This is a genomic window from Aequorivita xiaoshiensis (assembly GCF_022008395.1).
Lineage (GTDB): Bacteria > Bacteroidota > Bacteroidia > Flavobacteriales > Flavobacteriaceae > Aequorivita > Aequorivita xiaoshiensis.
Map to the genome: position 1 here is coordinate 1 of NZ_JAIRBB010000019.1, position 17,110 is coordinate 17,110.

Annotated in this window: 13 protein-coding genes; 1 reads left to right on the plus strand and 12 read right to left on the minus strand. The window is 34.7% G+C overall.

Annotated features, from left to right (window positions below):
- Positions 1–135: 135 nt before the first annotated feature.
- The 12 genes from K8344_RS13245 to K8344_RS13300 all read right to left on the minus strand — a co-directional run bounded on the left by K8344_RS13245 (position 136) and on the right by K8344_RS13300 (position 13,982).
- Positions 136–1,902: an ABC transporter ATP-binding protein gene (locus K8344_RS13245; RefSeq protein ID WP_237609155.1), complete on the minus strand. Its 1,767-nt coding sequence runs from the start codon at positions 1,900–1,902 to the stop codon at positions 136–138.
- A gap of 217 nt (positions 1,903–2,119) precedes the next feature.
- Positions 2,120–3,268 carry a glycosyltransferase gene (locus tag K8344_RS13250; RefSeq protein ID WP_237609156.1) on the minus strand — a complete coding sequence of 383 codons (1,149 nt, stop codon included), beginning with the start codon at positions 3,266–3,268 and terminating at the stop codon, positions 2,120–2,122.
- Between the two features lie 3 nt (positions 3,269–3,271).
- On the minus strand, positions 3,272–4,195 hold the full coding sequence (locus K8344_RS13255; RefSeq protein WP_237609157.1) for a glycosyltransferase: 924 nt from the start codon (positions 4,193–4,195) through the stop codon (positions 3,272–3,274).
- Between the two features lie 5 nt (positions 4,196–4,200).
- Entirely contained in the window at positions 4,201–4,890 is a 690-nt protein-coding gene (locus K8344_RS13260) for a sulfotransferase family 2 domain-containing protein (RefSeq protein ID WP_237609158.1), read from the minus strand.
- Complete coding sequence (locus K8344_RS13265; protein ID WP_237609159.1) at positions 4,877–6,172, minus strand: ABC transporter ATP-binding protein; 1,296 nt, start codon at positions 6,170–6,172, stop codon at positions 4,877–4,879. The genes K8344_RS13260 and K8344_RS13265 overlap by 14 nt, the downstream gene beginning before the upstream one ends.
- Positions 6,173–6,177: 5 nt before the next feature.
- On the minus strand, positions 6,178–7,044 hold the full coding sequence (locus K8344_RS13270; RefSeq protein ID WP_237609160.1) for an ABC transporter permease: 867 nt from the start codon (positions 7,042–7,044) through the stop codon (positions 6,178–6,180).
- Between the two features lie 62 nt (positions 7,045–7,106).
- Positions 7,107–7,274 carry a hypothetical protein gene (locus K8344_RS13275; RefSeq protein ID WP_237609161.1) on the minus strand — a complete coding sequence of 56 codons (168 nt, stop codon included), beginning with the start codon at positions 7,272–7,274 and terminating at the stop codon, positions 7,107–7,109.
- A gap of 293 nt (positions 7,275–7,567) precedes the next feature.
- Positions 7,568–8,221, minus strand: coding sequence for a hypothetical protein (locus tag K8344_RS13280; protein WP_237609162.1), 654 nt, complete (start codon positions 8,219–8,221; stop codon positions 7,568–7,570).
- Between the two features lie 10 nt (positions 8,222–8,231).
- The gene (locus K8344_RS13285; protein ID WP_237609163.1) at positions 8,232–8,867 is read right to left on the minus strand and encodes a hypothetical protein; all 636 of its coding nucleotides are present in this window, start codon (positions 8,865–8,867) and stop codon (positions 8,232–8,234) included.
- A 2-nt stretch (positions 8,868–8,869) separates the two neighbouring features.
- Complete coding sequence (locus tag K8344_RS13290) at positions 8,870–9,496, minus strand: hypothetical protein (RefSeq protein ID WP_237609164.1); 627 nt, start codon at positions 9,494–9,496, stop codon at positions 8,870–8,872.
- A 347-nt stretch (positions 9,497–9,843) separates the two neighbouring features.
- Positions 9,844–11,943, minus strand: coding sequence for an autotransporter outer membrane beta-barrel domain-containing protein (locus tag K8344_RS13295; protein WP_237609165.1), 2,100 nt, complete (start codon positions 11,941–11,943; stop codon positions 9,844–9,846).
- Between the two features lie 548 nt (positions 11,944–12,491).
- Entirely contained in the window at positions 12,492–13,982 is a 1,491-nt protein-coding gene (locus tag K8344_RS13300) for a tail fiber domain-containing protein (protein ID WP_237609166.1), read from the minus strand.
- A 1,623-nt stretch (positions 13,983–15,605) separates the two neighbouring features.
- On the opposite strand from K8344_RS13300, the gene lpdA reads away from it, so the two are divergent.
- Entirely contained in the window at positions 15,606–16,982 is a 1,377-nt protein-coding gene (gene lpdA, locus K8344_RS13305; RefSeq protein ID WP_237609167.1) for a dihydrolipoyl dehydrogenase, read from the plus strand.
- Positions 16,983–17,110: the final 128 nt, after the last annotated feature.

The following is a 17,110-nucleotide window of genomic DNA, read 5'->3' on the forward strand; positions in this document are numbered from 1 at the left end:
TTCAATTGAGTATTTACGCTGCTTGCGAATACTCCGTACATTTGCTTTCATAGGTTTTCACTCGTTAAGTGGTCAACCTATATCAGAGACGTACATTTCTCTACCATCTACTCTCTACAAACTACAAACTAAAATCTAAGGATTTCCTCCATCGGCAAACTGGACTTCGTAAAGGTTTCTATAGAATCCCTTTTCGTTCTCTAGGAGTTCGTGGTGGGTGCCTTCTTCAACAATTTTACCGGCATCCATAACGATGATTTTATCGGCTTTTTTTATTGTCGCTAATCGGTGGGCAATTACAATAGAAGTACGGTCTTTCGTAATTTTATCGGTGGCTGTTTGTATCAGCTCTTCAGAATAGGTGTCTACCGATGAAGTAGCTTCATCTAGCACCAAAATACTTGGTTTACTAACATAAGCCCGTAAAAATGATATTAACTGTCGTTGCCCCGAAGAAAGCATACTTCCGCGTTCTTTTACATTATAGTTATAGCCCCCAGGTAAACTCTCTATAAACTTGTGAACCCCGATTTCTTTAGCGGCAGCTATAACGTCATCTTCAGTGATGTTTGGATTGTTGAGCGTAATATTGTTGTAAATAGTATCTGCAAAAAGAAAGACATCCTGAAGTACAACAGCTATCTGACTCGTCAGGGAAGCTAAAGTGTACTCTTTTATATCGATATTATCAATTTTAATCGTGCCGCTATTAATTTCGTAAAAACGATTTAGCAGATTGATAATAGTAGATTTTCCTGCTCCTGTGGCACCCACTATTGCAACCGTATCTCCAGGGTTGGCCTTAAAAGAAATACCTTTTATTACCTCTTCCCCTTCAAGATAACCAAAATGTACATCAACAAATTCTATTTCCCCCTTAGTGTTGGTGTAGTTTATAGTTCCATTGTCTTCGATATGCGATCTAGTATCTAAGATCCCGAATACGCGGTTTGCAGCCACCATTCCCATTTGCAGGGTATTGAATTTATCGGCAATTTGCCTAAGCGGTCTAAACAGCATTTCGGCATATTGGATGAAGGCAGTTATAATACCTAGGGTTACAGCTCCTCCTCCAATAACATTTAATCCACCGTACCAAACTACGAGACCCGTGGCAATTGCTCCTGCCATTTCCGCAATTGGGAAAAATATAGAGTTATACCACACGGTACGGATCCACGCTTTACGGTGTTTTTTATTGATTTCCTGAAAACGTTCGTATTCTGTTTTTTCTCGAGTGAAAATTTGTACAATTTTCATCCCTGTGATTCGCTCTTGCACAAAAGAATTTAGATTGGCTACCTGATTACGAACATCTTCAAAAGCAACTTTCATCGCCTTTTGGAAGACACGGGTAGCGTACATTATAAAGGGCAATACAATAAACACAATAAGCGATAATCGCCAACTTTGTGTAAGCATAAAACCTGCGATAACAAGCATTTTTAGCAGGTCGCTGATAATCATAAACAAACCTTCGCTAAAAATACTGCTAATGGTTTCAACGTCGTTTACTGCACGAGTAGTAAGTCTTCCCACTGCACTTTTATCGAAATACTGCATTTTAAAGCTAGTCATTAACCGAAAAAGCTTTTGTCTCATATCCCGGATAACACTTTGCCCAAGCCAGTTAGTATAAAAGATAAAAGCAAATTGAAATACTACTTCCAAAATTAGTACCACTAGCATGAGAATAACGTAGGTCATAAAGCCTTCGCTATCTTTTGGTACTATCGAATCGTCTATGGCAAGTTTTAAAAGAAAAGGACGCAGCACCGCCAAACCAGACATAACAATTGCAGCGAAAGCAACAAAGATGAAAATGCCTCGGTAAGGTCTGGTAAAGCTCATTAATCGTTTAAAAAGCTTAAAATCGAATGCGTTGCCTTTGTTTTCTGACACTTGTTCCCTACTTCTTTTGTTTTAAAAATTAACGGTTAAAGTCTTTAGCTAGAAAACCGTTTGCTTTTCGCTATTTAGGAATTGACTCCTACGCATAGAAACTGGATTTTATGCGACTTGCAAATTTAGGGCTTTTGATTGTATTAGACCAAGATAAAGTTGTAGCTTAAACTATGAATTTCAAATATTAATAACATATAGATTATAATTTTATAAATTATAATTCAAGTATTCTCGAATAATTTTCTATCAATTCTTCAACAGAAAATTTTTCAGATCTTCTCCAGGAGTACTCTTTAACTTGTTCTAAGTTATATTCATTATTAAATATTTTTAAAAGGCGATTGGTTAATTCCTTATAGTTCCCTACTGGAAAAAGTGGAATTGGATACCCTTCCCCTACAACTTCTCTTACACCATCAATATCAGTTGCCAATAATGGTTTTCCCATTGCTAGGGTTTCTATTGCTGTATTTGGAAGTCCCTCGTTAATTGTACTAAGAATATTACAATTTGTAATACTTAAAAGCTCTATATTCAAGGGAGTTCTTCCTAAAAATTTTACATGGTTTTCTAATCTCAATTCTTTAATTTGGTTTTTATAATAGTTTCTCATGCCTTCAGTACCCTCATCACCAGCAATTAACAGACAGGAATTTGATTTCGATGTTTCAATAAAGCACTTCCAGGCTTTAAAAATCGTTATAAAATCTTTTTCTTTGAAAAAGTTAGCAATTACAGAACCTACAAATTCTGAAGACTCAACTCCGAAATGTTTTTTCCAATTTATACTTTTATCAATTGCTCTAACATTAATCCCATTGTAAACAGTTTGAATGTTTAAATCATATAATTCACCATAAACATTCTTAAATTTAATCCTTGCATGTTCTGAATTAGAGATTATTGTAAGTTTATTTTCTAACGCTTGCTGTAAATGCCAATTCTTTTTTGGATAGTTTTCTAAAACAGTATTTCTTATATGGAAAACTGTTTTTTTTGCTCCTGTGTATTTATGAATAGCTCCAAAAAAATAACTTAAGCGAGTTTGATATGGTAAAATATAATTTATATTATAACGTCTCAATAAAAATATGGTCCTAACTAACGGTACATAACGATACAATGTCCAGGAATATTTCTGTAAAGAATTGTTTTCTATATATCTACCATCAATTATTTTAAAGTTATTTTTTAACAATTCATTTTCTACAAATTCCTTTTCAGCTTTGGTAGTCCAAAGAAAATATATCTTTGCCCCCTTCTTCTGCATCTCTTTGGCTAAACTCAAGGTTTGGGTTTGGATACCTCCGTATGTAAGATTACTTATTGCAAAAAGCACTCTAAATTTATGTTTTCTGAACATTTTTTAAAGTTGTAAAAATGATATCCACCTTAAGATTATTTTATCAATAGTGTAATTTTTAGCCGTATCATAGCCGTTTTTAATAATTTTGTGTCTTAAGTCTGGATTTGAAATTTCTTTTAACGCAGTTATCCATTGGTCTTGTGTAGAACAAATAAAGCCATTCTCTCCATCAGTTATCACTTCTCTATAAGAATCTATATCTCCACATAATACTATATTTCCTAAAGCTAATGACTGTAAAACCCTATTTGCAGATTTATAACTTGAAGCCTCATCATCAACAACAGGTATTAAACTAACACAATACTGCCCGATAACATTAAATCTTTCTTCATCACTCCAATTATACCAAGGTATGTCCGCATCTTCCTTATTTGACATAGTGACAACATCCCAGTTAACAATTTTAAAAAGAGTTCTTAAAGAGTTTATTCTATTCTTCCTATCTTCAGTTAACCAACCAAAATAAATTGCTTTTTTATTATGACTCGGTACGGTTTCTGAAAAGTACTCAACTGCATCGGGAATGTATTTTACATCTTTTTTTGGGTAATTAGTTTTATATAATTCTTTCAATCTTTTAGATGGGCAAATTATATAATCAAAATACTTAACGAGGGAATCATCGCAAATTGGCAAGTCACAATCTATAAAAGCTATATTAACTCCTTTAATTTTTAAAAAATATAATAATCTTTTTAGAGACTTTTCTTTTCTTTTTTGTAGAATTAACAAATCACCCTTACTTAAGGTTAAAAGAATCCAAATTTTTTCCTTTTTAGTTAATTGCTGATAACCACTCTTTAATATTCTAGATTTAATATTTCTTTTAACGAATGCTTTATGAATATTAAACCCATGTATTCGTGAACTTCCAGTATCCTCGTTACCCACTAATAACCAATAAACTCTCTTGTGTCGCATAAGTATTACTTAAGAGCTAGCTTTAAGTGATCCTTCCAATCTCTTTTATCTTCAAATTTGAAATTAAAATAGTTTATGTCTTTCTTATATTTCTGAAATACTAAATCTTTATTCTTATTAGTGTAAAATTTTGAGTAGTGATGTTTGAACTTTTTCCCTACTTGTACTTTTGTTTGAAAAAAATTATCTGGCAAATTTAGATCTTTTGACAATTCACTTAGTTCGGAATCGAGATTTCGCTTGTCAAAATAAATGATTTTATTATAGTTTATAAGTTTACCATCCAAATACATATAATCTATTTGAGGCGTTAAATGATCACCTCTATATGTATTTTCTCCCTTTTTCATAAACCTTGAAAAATCATTTTTTGCATATAAATAGTCTTCAAGCAATCCTTTAAATTTTTTGGTCTCTTTAAACCAAAAAAAATCAGACATAACCTTATCCCAAGTATTCCTTACTACAATAAATTTATAATATTCTGACCAATGTTCTCTAGATATTATATTAAAATCAATTAACTCTTGAGGAGTAGCGTGTTGCAAATAAATTTTATTGGTATCATCCCAACCAAAAATATTATTTTTATCACAATCATTATTATTTACATCTATTCCAAAAGCAGTTTCAATCGACGATCCTGCGCATTTAGGAATATGTATAAATATAACTTTATGTTTATGATTTATCATTTATACCCTCATTATGTTTAGAAATCCATTTATAATCTAACAAAAAACTTCCTAAATTGTTTTTACTTGGTAATTTTCCGGTTTCAAAAAAATCTCCGTTGTATACTTCTATAATATCCCAATTATTATTTTGATATAATACTTTTCTTTCATAGAGGTCTAATATTTGAATCCCTATATAATAAGTTCCTTCTGTAATTGGTAATTTATCCATACTACACTCTAATTCAATTTGCTCTTTTGAATTGAGTATTTTATTTTCATTTACATGAAATGTATTTAAAGTAGTTAAAAGCATCTCATTTTCATTAAAAATTTGAAATCTTAAGTTCAAGTTTAACTCCATATGAGAAGTATTCAATATTTTAATTACAAAACTGCAAGCTTTCCCCAACAATATGGCTTTTACACGATTATTAAGATTATCTAAAATTGCAAAATCTAAAATTGTCAAACTCTTTAACTCAATAGGAAAATCTAGAGTATCCTCTTTTTTATTTGATGCTAGATATTTACTAATAGCGCTATCAACATCTCCTTGGAATATTGTTTTTCCATTTTCTAAAATTACACAACGTGTACATAACTTTTGAATTGACTCCATATTATGACTCACAAATAGTACGGTTCGACCATCGCCTGATGAAATATCTTGCATCTTGCCAATAGCTTTCTTTTGGAATTCAGCATCACCCACTGCTAAAACTTCATCGACTACTAAAATGTCGGGTTCTAAATGTGCAGCTACAGCAAAAGCCAAACGCACCTTCATTCCACTACTATATCGTTTAACCGGCGTATCTATGTACATTTCACAGCCTGAAAAATCTACAATCTCATCTAATTTTGATTTAATTTCTGCCCGCGTCATTCCTAAAATGGCACCGTTTAAGAAAATATTTTCCCTACCAGTTAGTTCAGGATGAAATCCTGTTCCAACTTCAAGCAGTGATGCTATATTCCCTTTAGTCTTGATGCTTCCTGTACTTGGTGTTGTAACCCGAGATAAAATCTTTAATAAAGTAGATTTCCCTGCACCGTTCTTCCCTATAATTCCTAATACCTCACCTTGTTTTACTTCAAAATTAATGTCGCGCAAAGCCCATACATATTCATGTTTGGCATTGCTACTGCGATCATTAACGGCACCTACTTTCAAATATGGGTCTTCTTTTCCGCGTATCTTATGCCAAAACCTATTTAAATCATGGGATAGTGTTCCCGTACCTACGTTTCCTAGCCGGTATTGCTTTGATATATTTTCAGCTTTTAATATTATCATCTTTTTTAAACGGTATCGATAAAACTCTTTTCTGTGCGGTTAAATATTATTAATCCAATAAAAAATACCAAAACACCAAATACTAATGCGTACGTAGCTCCACCCCAACTAAAGTTACCCGTATTTAAAACCATATATCTAAAACTTTCTAAGATATGCGACAGTGGATTGAAAGAAATAATATTGGCAGCAAATGCTGGAAGCTTTTCTCGTGCTACTTCTATAGGGTACGGTACTGCCGAAATATACATCAACAAAGAAACTGCAAATCCTACCAATACTTTTAAATCACGATACTTGGTAGTCATAGCACTAGTTATCATTCCTAATCCTAACCCTGTAATGGCCATGACAGCAACCAATAAAGGAAAAAATACTATGGTATAATTAAAACTCAATTCCACACCTATAGAAAGATAGTAAATATAAAAGGCTATTAAAATCAACAATTGTATACCGAACTTAACCAAGTTAGAAATTGTTATAGATAAAGGCATAATAACTCTAGGGAAATAAACTTTCCCAAAGATGCCTGCATTTTTTGTAAACGTGTCTGAGGTGCCTGTAAAACAAGCTGTAAAATAGTTCCAGATGGTAATCCCTGTTAGGTTAAAGAGAAAAGGAGGAAGGCCTCCTGTACTAATATTACCCAAGTTATTAAAAACTAATGTAAATATTACCGAAGTAAATAATGGTTGGATAAAATACCAAAGGGGGCCAAGAATGGTTTGCTTATATACAGTAATTATATCTCGTTTTACAAATAATATTAAAAGGTCTCGATACCGCCATACTTCACGAAGATTTAAGTCGAGAACCTTTCTATTAGCGTTGATTTCGTAAAGCCAATTGTCTTTTTGATCAGTATTCAAAGCTTGTTAATATATAAATACGAATATAATTGTTTTGTAAGCAATTCGATAAAATAAATCCACTAAAACGCCCAGATTATCCCAAGGTAACTCTGCCTGTATTGTGCTTGAATGTCTCTTTTTGCCAATTGATAAGACAAGAAACGAGACTGCCGGATATCCTTTAAGCTGTCGGTTATAAGCTTCCCGAGATGTAAATTGTTTTCTTTTTGGTAAACTTTGGTTTCCAAGAATTATTTTTTAGAAAAGAAATATTTTAAGAAAGCTAATATAGTTATTTAAAAAGGAAATATTGGAGTTGAAATATTAGATGTGCTAGTAAAACTTTAGAACGATACTTTAGGTTACTCAATTTTAATATCACAAAAGATATTTCAGCACCATGGAATTTCGCAACTAAGTATTTCGGAGACTTTTTCGCTAGTAGGTTCTAAATGAATCTTGATGGTTAACTTTTAACGTACCCTTTAAAAAAACTTTAGAAAAGCGCTGTTTACAACTTTATTTTAAGAAAAAAATCTAATTAAAATCCTTCTGGCGTTGCAACCGTTTTAGTGGTGTTCTTACCCATATTAACATCAATGGTATTATCCCATCTTTTAGAGATAAAATCATTCTTATAAATGGTAACATCCATATAAATATCTGTATTCATTGGCCAAAACCTGTAGCTCCTACTATTTTGCACAAAACCCTTTATCCACCACTCCCCATCCTGTATATATGCATAATACCGATGACCTTCCATATATCTGTTGCTATTGTTAGCTTGAGATCTAAACGAAACATTTGTAGTTTGGTCGGCATGAATTAAAAGGTAATAGCCGTGAACGGCAATAGTATACTTTTCTGCACTTATTTTGGTATTGAAACCATCTCTTAATCCAAATTCCGATACATCTCTAAACAAAAATTTAATATAGTTTAGCGGCCCATAGGAGCTCATTTCAATATCGTATTTTGATATTTGGGTATCATTATCTTTTATCACTAAAAGTTTTGAATTCGTTACATTTAAATCACCTCCAGGATTTTCTAAGTAAAGTTTGTCTTGTATCAGGACATCACCTATTACATCGAGGGTAGCGCTAGGATTTGGATTATTAATACCCACTTGCGCGAATCCTCTAGCACTTAGAATCAATAAAAAAGCTAAAAGAAAATAATTTTTTTTCATATTTAATAGTCTATATACCTATAGGAGCATTAGCAGCTCCCACACTTAGTCCATAAAGATTTACCACTATTGGAGGCAGTTCTTTAAAATACTTTCTATCGAAAACAATCACACTCACACTATACTCAATACTATTGTTGTTATAGTTATTTCTTTTTCTATTTCTAATCTCCAAATGCCAAGTGCCATTTTGTATAAAAGTTCTAGAAACAAAGTATCCAAGACGTGTGTAGTTGGAACCAGATTGACCCTTTACAATTGGCTGACCTTCATATTTAAAGTTGGCGATACCAACGATGTATTTAGACGCATCGTACTGCAGATCTACATTATTTACATTGTCTCTTCGTAAATTGTGAAATCTATAGTCGATAATATTTACAGGAGCTACACTAATTGATTTAACATCCAATTTAGCCACTTCCCCAGGAGGATTGGAATTACTCTTTCTCAACAATAAATTGAGATTGGAGTTTTCAGTATTTACGCTCTCCAAATTTTCTAGCTTTAGATGATTTTGAATTAGAGCAGCGCCATCCACATCAAGTTCATACCCTGGAGTTGGCGTATCTGTACCAATTCCTACTTGGGAATACGCGAAATAGGTAAAACAGAAACAAAGTAAAAAAACAGTATTTTTAATCATAATTAATCGATAATTGGGGAGGATGCCTCCTTGGTTGTAGCACCGTCCATTTCAATAATTTGGTCTGGAAATTCCTTGGCTATATTTCTTGTTATTAATATCGTATTTATTGTCCACGTACCATTTACAAAGCCATCGGTGGTTGCAGAGGGATAATCGGCTCTAATTCGCCATGTTCCAGTAAAAGGGTCTACAGCCGTAGAAACTGCAGGAATTGCAAAATTTCCTGGGGTACCATCCATAACAAGCTCATGACTAAAATATGCCGAGATAACTATCATACCGTATTTTGAAGCTTGAATATTTGTATTGAAATCACTTACCCAATCGTTTCTAACATTGGTTAACTTATACTCTTGAAAATATGCTAAGGCATTCCCTACGTAGGTGGTATTTAGCTCTTTAACTACCTCTCCTTGATTTTGAGTCAGTAAATAGGGAACATCCGAATCTTGGACCACTCCCAAATTTTCAACAATAACAGCACCATTTATAGTAGTATTTCCAGCTACTTCCAAGGTAGTTCTTGGGTTGGTAGTATTGATACCCACCTGCGCTAAAATTGAAACTGGAAGCATGATTAGAATAAAAAATACGATCCACTTGTTGAGTTTGGGGATATACTTCATGTAGTTAAATTGTTGAGATATAAACTGTTTTAATAACGTAAGAATTAGCTTTAATACTAACAAATTTAGGAAAAAAACCGATAAGATTTTAAGAGTTTATTAAGAAATCTTTTAAAAAACTAACAGACTACTAAAGTAATCTATACAAGAAATTCATTAAAATACTTACCGTTAGCGTATTAGCAGAAACATAGGATGGTAGAATAGAAATTTAGGGAAAAATTATTTTGGGGAGTACTCAGGTTTATTAAGTTAAATTGTATGAATTACTAAAGATAAAATATAAAATTAAGAAACCCCTTCGACAGAATCGCAAGGGGTTTCTTTAATAGAAACAATCATTTTTTTTAATCTGCTTTTTGGATACCATTATTATCCTTAACAGATGGATTTACTGGAGCTTCATTAGGTTGTTGTTGAATTAATGATGATTGTGATGATGAACTCTGTTGAATCAATTTACCATTGCCGTAATCATTATTTTCATTTTTTAGTAATACTTTTTCATCGATACTTTTTGGTTTTGCTTCTTGGAGCTTAGTTACTTTTAATTCTGGGATATCCATAACTTCAGGTCCGTAAGGGAAACGCAATCCGACATGCTTCGATGAAACACTTCCATCACTAGCAATATCATCTGCTCTGTTAGCGACCAAGTGGTATGAAAATGGAGTATTACTAACACCTCCGTTCAGTTCTTTTACCAGAAACCCATTGGATGTTTTATCAGTAACATAGACTCCCTTACACTCTCCTTCCAATTGAATGAAAACTTTTAATGGATATTTATCAGAAACATGAATTGATTTTGAAAATAAAGGATCTATTTTAATATACACACTTCCGTTATTGAGTTGTCCTACACCGTAATCTTCAAAAAGAATTTCTGGAGCTTCGGGCGCAAATAAAACTCTTTTGTTACCTTCATTATCATCAACCAAAGTGGAGACTGAACCGTTACCTATAATTTTATAGTTTGTTCCCCCTCCCGTTCCTGAATTATTTGAGCCAAACTTTAGTCCAACATAGGCGTAAGATGGGTCTGATAAAAAATCCGATTTTCCTCCTATAAAATAACCACCATAATAACTGTTAGTGTTATTACTTCCACTTCCATTAATCCGTCCTCTATAATAACCAGCTAGTTTTGCATAAGCCCTTGAAAATGTATCAAATTCGTCCGTGCCTAAGGAGAATACTCCACCTGCATTACCATCATTTGAGTTTCCAACAGAACCATTAAGAGCATGGCCATATATTCCAATTCTATTTCCAGTTCCAGCTAATCCAGACCCATCGGGATGGTTAACTGTTAGTAGCCCAGCATTTCCTACACCAATAAAACCAGTAGACGCAGACAATCTCCCAAAACCACCGCCTCCATAAGTACTTCCTGAAAATGCATTGCCTAAACCAATGGAACCTCCATCAACAGCTCCAACATTATTGCCAGCCGATATTATAGCCATTTGATTAGAACTTGCACTCCCTGCATAAACACCTATAGAAGACTGACTTAACCCAACAACACCCATTCCTGATCCCGTAGCTATTCCTACTATAGCATCCCCTTCACCTTGTGTATCTGCATAAATCGCATCACCATTTATAGATCTAGCTGCAATTGCCATTGACGTTCCTGAGGCAAAGGAATTAAAATAGGAATTAAAAGCAGCTGTATTATTTACAATAACCCTACCATCTTCCAATATCCTGAACCTTTCATTACCATTTGTAGAAAGACCTAGAGTGTTATTTCCTATTCGGTACATTCCTAAATCACTATCTGAACTCCATGAATAAAAAGGTGCTGCAGCGGTTCCATTACCCATTGCATGAACCTGTTCTGCATTTGGAATTCTAAATTTCTCAGTTCCATTTGTTGAAAAACTTATTACATTATCAGCCTGGCTCCACATTCCTGTGTTAGATCTATCTACCCAAGAATAGGTAGGTTGTCCAGGCCCTCCATTGTGAAAACTTCGCAACCTACCATTATTTGTAAATTCAAATCGCTCTTGATTATTTGTTCTCACTCGAAACGACTGATTATCTGTTGTCCCTATAAAATTTGTACCCGGCACAGTGCCCGCATTCCCAGTGAGCTTCCAATCGTCACTAGCATCAGATGTTGCGGCAATTCGCACCCATCTACTTCCGTCATTAAAATAATAACCTGGAGAAACTCCATTAGCGCCTGAAGTGGTTGCCGTGTTATAAACAGCCATGCCAGGAATATGAGAGGAAAGAGGCGAAACATTATTGGTCGCAGTTAGTGCCACCCTAGGTAGTAACAAACCTCCTGGTGTTGCAGATGCGTCCAATTCTAAAAGCGCGTCTCCATTTGGATTGGTGGTACCTATCCCAACTTGTGCATAAGTAGATACGGCAAGAAATAAAAATGAATAGCGTAAAATCAATTTGCGAAGCGTGTAGTTTTTTTTCATCCGTTATTAAATTTATAATTGAACACCTAAATATTTTTGTATCAGATATTTACAATAATAACAAACTTAAAAATAAAATACCTATTTATCATTAATTTTTGAAAAATTTCTTTTGTACAACAAAATAAATCACAATAAATTTAAATATTCATAAAATAAATACTAAAAAACAATTTATTTAATGAAATTTCTCACACAGATACAATTTAAACAGTAATTTTTTTACTGCATTACAGTTAGAGTTAAATGCTGTGTTTCTGGATAAGTTGTTGAAGTTATTTCAGTAGTAGAGGTGTCACTAATATTCAATCCTAATTACATTTCTATATAAAGAGTATTCCAAGCAGAATTAAATCACTACAGTTATAGGCTATTCAAACCCTTCATTACCGCATCCGTGCAACACTATTCAAGTTTTTGATAACCCAATTAGGTTGTTGGTCTTTTCAATTAATATAAAATCCTTCTATATCACGTTTTATTACAGCTTTTTAATATTGAAACCAACATAATTTTGATAAGCAGAAGACCAATATTTAAGAATGACTTTAGTTTTTGTTTATTAATTGGTTTACCAAATTTTCAAGCTTTTCGATCCTTGTATTCTGCGACTTAATCTTTTGTTCTTGCTCTTTAATGGCTTCTACTAAAACTGGAATTAATGTAGTATAGCTCAGGGTTTTTACATTATATGTATTTCTTGTTTCGGTTAATGAACCATTTTCCTTTTGGGGAGAAGAGTAAATATTGGAATTTTTGACTAAAAATGGAAATACCCTTTCGACTTCTTGCGCTATAAAACCAATTTTTTTTGTACCTGTATCTAAATTTACATCAGGAAAGTTTGTTTTATCATAATAATATTCTACCCCTCGAAGTTCTAAAATTTTCGATAATGCTCCTTCCAAGGTTTTTACTTCTCTTTTTAATCTTAAATCTGAAACATTTAACCAATCTGTTAATCCCCCGGCCCATCCATCTGCATAAACTGCCCAACCAGTTGAAAATGGGTCTGTACCACCTACAAATCCTCCATAGGTACCAACTCCAGAATTACTATTAGAAAATCCGTTAACACCCCGTCCTCCAGAACCACTGGTTCCTAAGGCCAAACCAATTACTGCTGAAGCAATATAAGCACTTCCTGTATACTGAGTTGCCCCCATAAGCACCCTATTACCGTTTGAAGCATTAGTATGTATAAACTGCCCTATTCCACCATTATTACCGTGATTGTTCTCCCAATGGGTCAACCATATATTTTCTCCAGTTGTTCTAAAATCAATTACATTTGAAGGAGAATTTGTGTTGATTCCAATTCTATTTGTAGATCCTCTTACAAAAAACATATTTTCTCGAGCACCACTTCTAATCCTTACATCATAATTATTTCCTGATTCATTAAATACCGTCTCTGTATTACCCACTCTCACTCGCTCATTACCATTTGTTGAAACTCCCAAAGAATTTTCTCCTACTCTATATATTCCAGTATCAGTATCTGAAGACCATGAATATACAGGCAATGACACGGTTCCATCTGTCATAGCTCGTAGTTTCCCACGATTGGTCGCATTACCACTTGAAATTTCAAAAGCTTCTGTGTTAGAAGTTCTAAACCTTAAATTTGTTCCATCCAAAGTTCCTATAAAATTATTAGTAGCATTTAACCCATTATTTCCTGTTACCGTCCAGTCATCGTTTGGAACTGAAGCATCAGCTATGCGTACCCAATTTGATCCATTATTAAAATAATACCCGGGAGTTACAATATTTGGAGCACTACCTGCTGTTACTGTATTGTAAACTAACATCCCGGCTACATGAGCAGAAAGTGGTAAAAAACTATCAGTTGATGAAAGCGCTACGCTTGGCAATAATAAACCACCAACCGCACCAGGTGAAGAATGAACTTCTAAAACTGCATTAGTGTTTGGATTAGTAGTCCCAACCCCTACTTGAGCTATTGTGTTTTGATAAAATAATGCGAATAGGAATATGAGCCCAAAGATCCCCACCTTTTGGAAGTATAATTTCATAATAAAGCCTTTTCAAGGGTTACCCCTAATTCATAATTGGTTAAAACATCAATGAATTTACAAAATATAGTTGACTTTATTAATTTTTTAATGTTAAATGAAGTTAGTTGTTAAAAAAACACAAAACATAAGCGATTTTAATTGTATAAATCACAAAAACATCAAACAAATCATATTGAATTTTAAAACCTCTGATATGATAGTATGGAAGTTAGAAGTTGGAAGTCGGAAGTTGGAAGTTGGAAGTCGGAAGTTGGAAGTTGGAAGTTGGAAGTTGGAAGTTTGGAAGTCGGAAGTTGGAAGTTAGAAGTTGGAAGAAAATAGTTTTAACTTAATAAAAAATCTTTACGACTTCCATCTAGCTTCTAGTTTCTAGATTCGTGACTCTTACCTCCCCATTATCCACTTTCGCATCCAAATTCATCCTACGTTTTACGTCCTACAGTCCTACGTCAACAAAAACCCCTTCCGCCTCCCTCTAGCTTCTAGTCTCTAGATTCTCGACTCTTATCTCCCCATTAACCACTTTCTTCCTCAAAGTTCATCCTACGTCTTACGTCCTACAGTCCTACGTCAATAAAAACCCTTCCCCTCCCTCTAGCTTCTAGCTTCTAGATTCTCGACTCTTATCCCGCTTTAACCACTTTCGCATCCAAATTCATCCTACGTCCTACGTCCTACAGTCCTAAGTCAACACAAACCCTTCCGCCCTCCCTCTAGCTTCTAGTTTCTAGACTCTTGACTCTTATCCCCCCTTAACCATTTTCGTCCTCAAAGTTCATCCTACGTCTTACGTCCTACAGTCCTAAGTCAACACAAACCCCTTCCCCCTTCCATCTAGATTTTAGCTTCTAGATTCTTGACTCTTATTTTCTTCCTAACGAATTTCGATTTCAAAATTAATCCTACGTCATACGTCCTATAGTCCTACGTCAACAAAAACCCTTCCCCCCTCTAGATTCTAGTTTCTAGATTCTTGACTCTTACATCTCCATTAACCACTTTCGTCCTCAAAGTTCATCCTACGTCTTACGTCCTACAGTCCTAAGTCAACACAAACCCTTCCGCCCCCCTCTAGATTCTAGTTTCTAGATTCTTGACGCTTATCCCCCTTTAACCACTTTCGTCCTCAAAATTCATCCTACGTCCTACGTCCTACAGTCCTACGTCAATAAAAACCTTTACGACCTCCATCTAGATTCTAGCTTCTAGACTCTTGACTCTTATCCCCCCTTAACCACTTTCGTCCTCAAAGTTCATCCTACGTCTTACGTCCTACAGTCCTACGTCAATAAAAACCCTTCCCCCTTCCATCTAGATTCTAGTCTCTAGATTCTCGACTCTTATCCCGCTTTAACCACTTTCGTCCTCAAAGTTCATCCTACATCTTACGTCCTACAGTCCTAAGTTAACAAAACCCCTTCCCCTTCCATCTAGATTCTAGCTTCTAGATTCTCGACTCTTATCCCCCTTTAACCACTTTCGTCCTCAAAGTTCATCCTACAGTCCTACAGTCCTACGTCCATAAACACCTCTCAAATCCTTAATAACATTTCATTTTCATCTTCATTTTAGTTTTCGTAATTTCGTACCTCCAAAAAAAATCAGACTTAAATACATAAAATGAGCAAATACGACGTAATAGTTTTAGGAAGTGGGCCAGGTGGTTATGTTACTGCCATCAGAGCTTCACAATTAGGTTTAAAGACCGCTATTGTTGAAAAAGAAAGCCTTGGAGGCGTATGTTTAAACTGGGGTTGTATTCCTACAAAAGCGCTTTTAAAAAGTGCACAGGTTTTTGACTACCTAAAACACGCAGATAGCTATGGCCTTAGCGTAAAAGAATTCGACAAAGATTTCGGAAAAGTTATTGAAAGAAGTCGTGGCGTAGCTGATGGAATGAGCAAAGGGGTTCAGTTTTTATTGAAGAAAAACAAAATTGACGTTATCGATGGCTTCGGAAAGCTAAAAGCTGGAAAGAAAGTTGATGTTGACGGAAAAGAATATGCTGCAGATCATATTATTGTTGCTACAGGTGCGCGTTCACGCGAATTACCTAACCTTAAGCAAGATGGCAAAAAGGTTATTGGGTACCGCGAAGCAATGACATTAGAAAAGCAGCCTAAAAGTATGATTGTAGTAGGAAGTGGTGCGATAGGCGTTGAGTTTGCACATTTTTACAATTCTATGGGTACTGAAGTTACTATCGTTGAGTATTTACCAAATCTCGTACCACTAGAGGATGAAGAAGTGTCTAAACAATTTGAGCGTTCATTTAAGAAAGCTGGAATTAAAGTAATGACAAATTCTTCTGTTGAAAAGCTAGATACTTCTGGTAAAACTGTAAAAGCTACGGTAAAAACTAAAAAAGGCGAAGAAACTCTTGAAGCAGAAATAGTACTTTCTGCAGTAGGTATTGCTTCAAATATTGAAAATATCGGACTTGAAGACGTTGGTATTGTAACCGATAAAGGAAAGATTATGGTAAATGATTTTTACCAAACTAACATTCCTGGTTATTACGCTATTGGTGATGTTGTTCCTGGTCCTGCTCTAGCCCATGTTGCTTCAGCAGAAGGTATAACTTGTGTTGAAAAAATTGCTGGACACAATGTAGAACCAATAGACTACGGAAACATTCCAGGCTGTACATACGCTAGCCCAGAAATTGCAAGTGTAGGTATGACCGAGAAACAAGCGAAAGAAGCGGGTTACGACATAAAAGTTGGTAAATTCCCGTTCTCTGCAAGTGGAAAAGCTAGTGCTTCTGGTAACAAAGACGGATTCGTAAAAGTAATCTTCGACGCTAAATACGGTGAATGGTTAGGTTGCCATATGATTGGTGCCGGTGTAACCGATATGATTGCTGAAGCTGTTTTAGGTAGAAAACTTGAAACGACAGGCTACGAAGTATTAAAAGCAATCCACCCACACCCAACAATGAGTGAAGCTGTAATGGAAGCCGTTGCAGATGCTTATGGGGAAGTAATTCACTTGTAATTTTTGGCTAGATGCTAGATGCTAGATGCTAGTTGCTAGATGCTAGATGCTAGATGCTAGATGCTAGATGCTAGATGCTAGATGCTAGATGCTAGATGCTAGATGCTAGATGCTAGATGCTAGATGCT

What these genes read in the sequence shown, in the direction of transcription:
- K8344_RS13250 (WP_237609156.1), bottom strand. Translation starts at nt 3,268, where the DNA reads ATGTTCAGAAAACATAAATTTAGAGTGCTTTTTGCAATAAGTAATCTT.
- K8344_RS13255 (WP_237609157.1), bottom strand. Translation starts at nt 4,195, where the DNA reads ATGCGACACAAGAGAGTTTATTGGTTATTAGTGGGTAACGAGGATACT.
- K8344_RS13260 (WP_237609158.1), bottom strand. Translation starts at nt 4,890, where the DNA reads ATGATAAATCATAAACATAAAGTTATATTTATACATATTCCTAAATGC.
- K8344_RS13265 (WP_237609159.1), bottom strand. Translation starts at nt 6,172, where the DNA reads ATGATAATATTAAAAGCTGAAAATATATCAAAGCAATACCGGCTAGGA.
- K8344_RS13280 (WP_237609162.1), bottom strand. Translation starts at nt 8,221, where the DNA reads ATGAAAAAAAATTATTTTCTTTTAGCTTTTTTATTGATTCTAAGTGCT.
- K8344_RS13285 (WP_237609163.1), bottom strand. Translation starts at nt 8,867, where the DNA reads ATGATTAAAAATACTGTTTTTTTACTTTGTTTCTGTTTTACCTATTTC.
- K8344_RS13290 (WP_237609164.1), bottom strand. Translation starts at nt 9,496, where the DNA reads ATGAAGTATATCCCCAAACTCAACAAGTGGATCGTATTTTTTATTCTA.
- K8344_RS13295 (WP_237609165.1), bottom strand. Translation starts at nt 11,943, where the DNA reads ATGAAAAAAAACTACACGCTTCGCAAATTGATTTTACGCTATTCATTT.
- K8344_RS13300 (WP_237609166.1), bottom strand. Translation starts at nt 13,982, where the DNA reads ATGAAATTATACTTCCAAAAGGTGGGGATCTTTGGGCTCATATTCCTA.
- lpdA (WP_237609167.1), top strand. Translation starts at nt 15,606, where the DNA reads ATGAGCAAATACGACGTAATAGTTTTAGGAAGTGGGCCAGGTGGTTAT.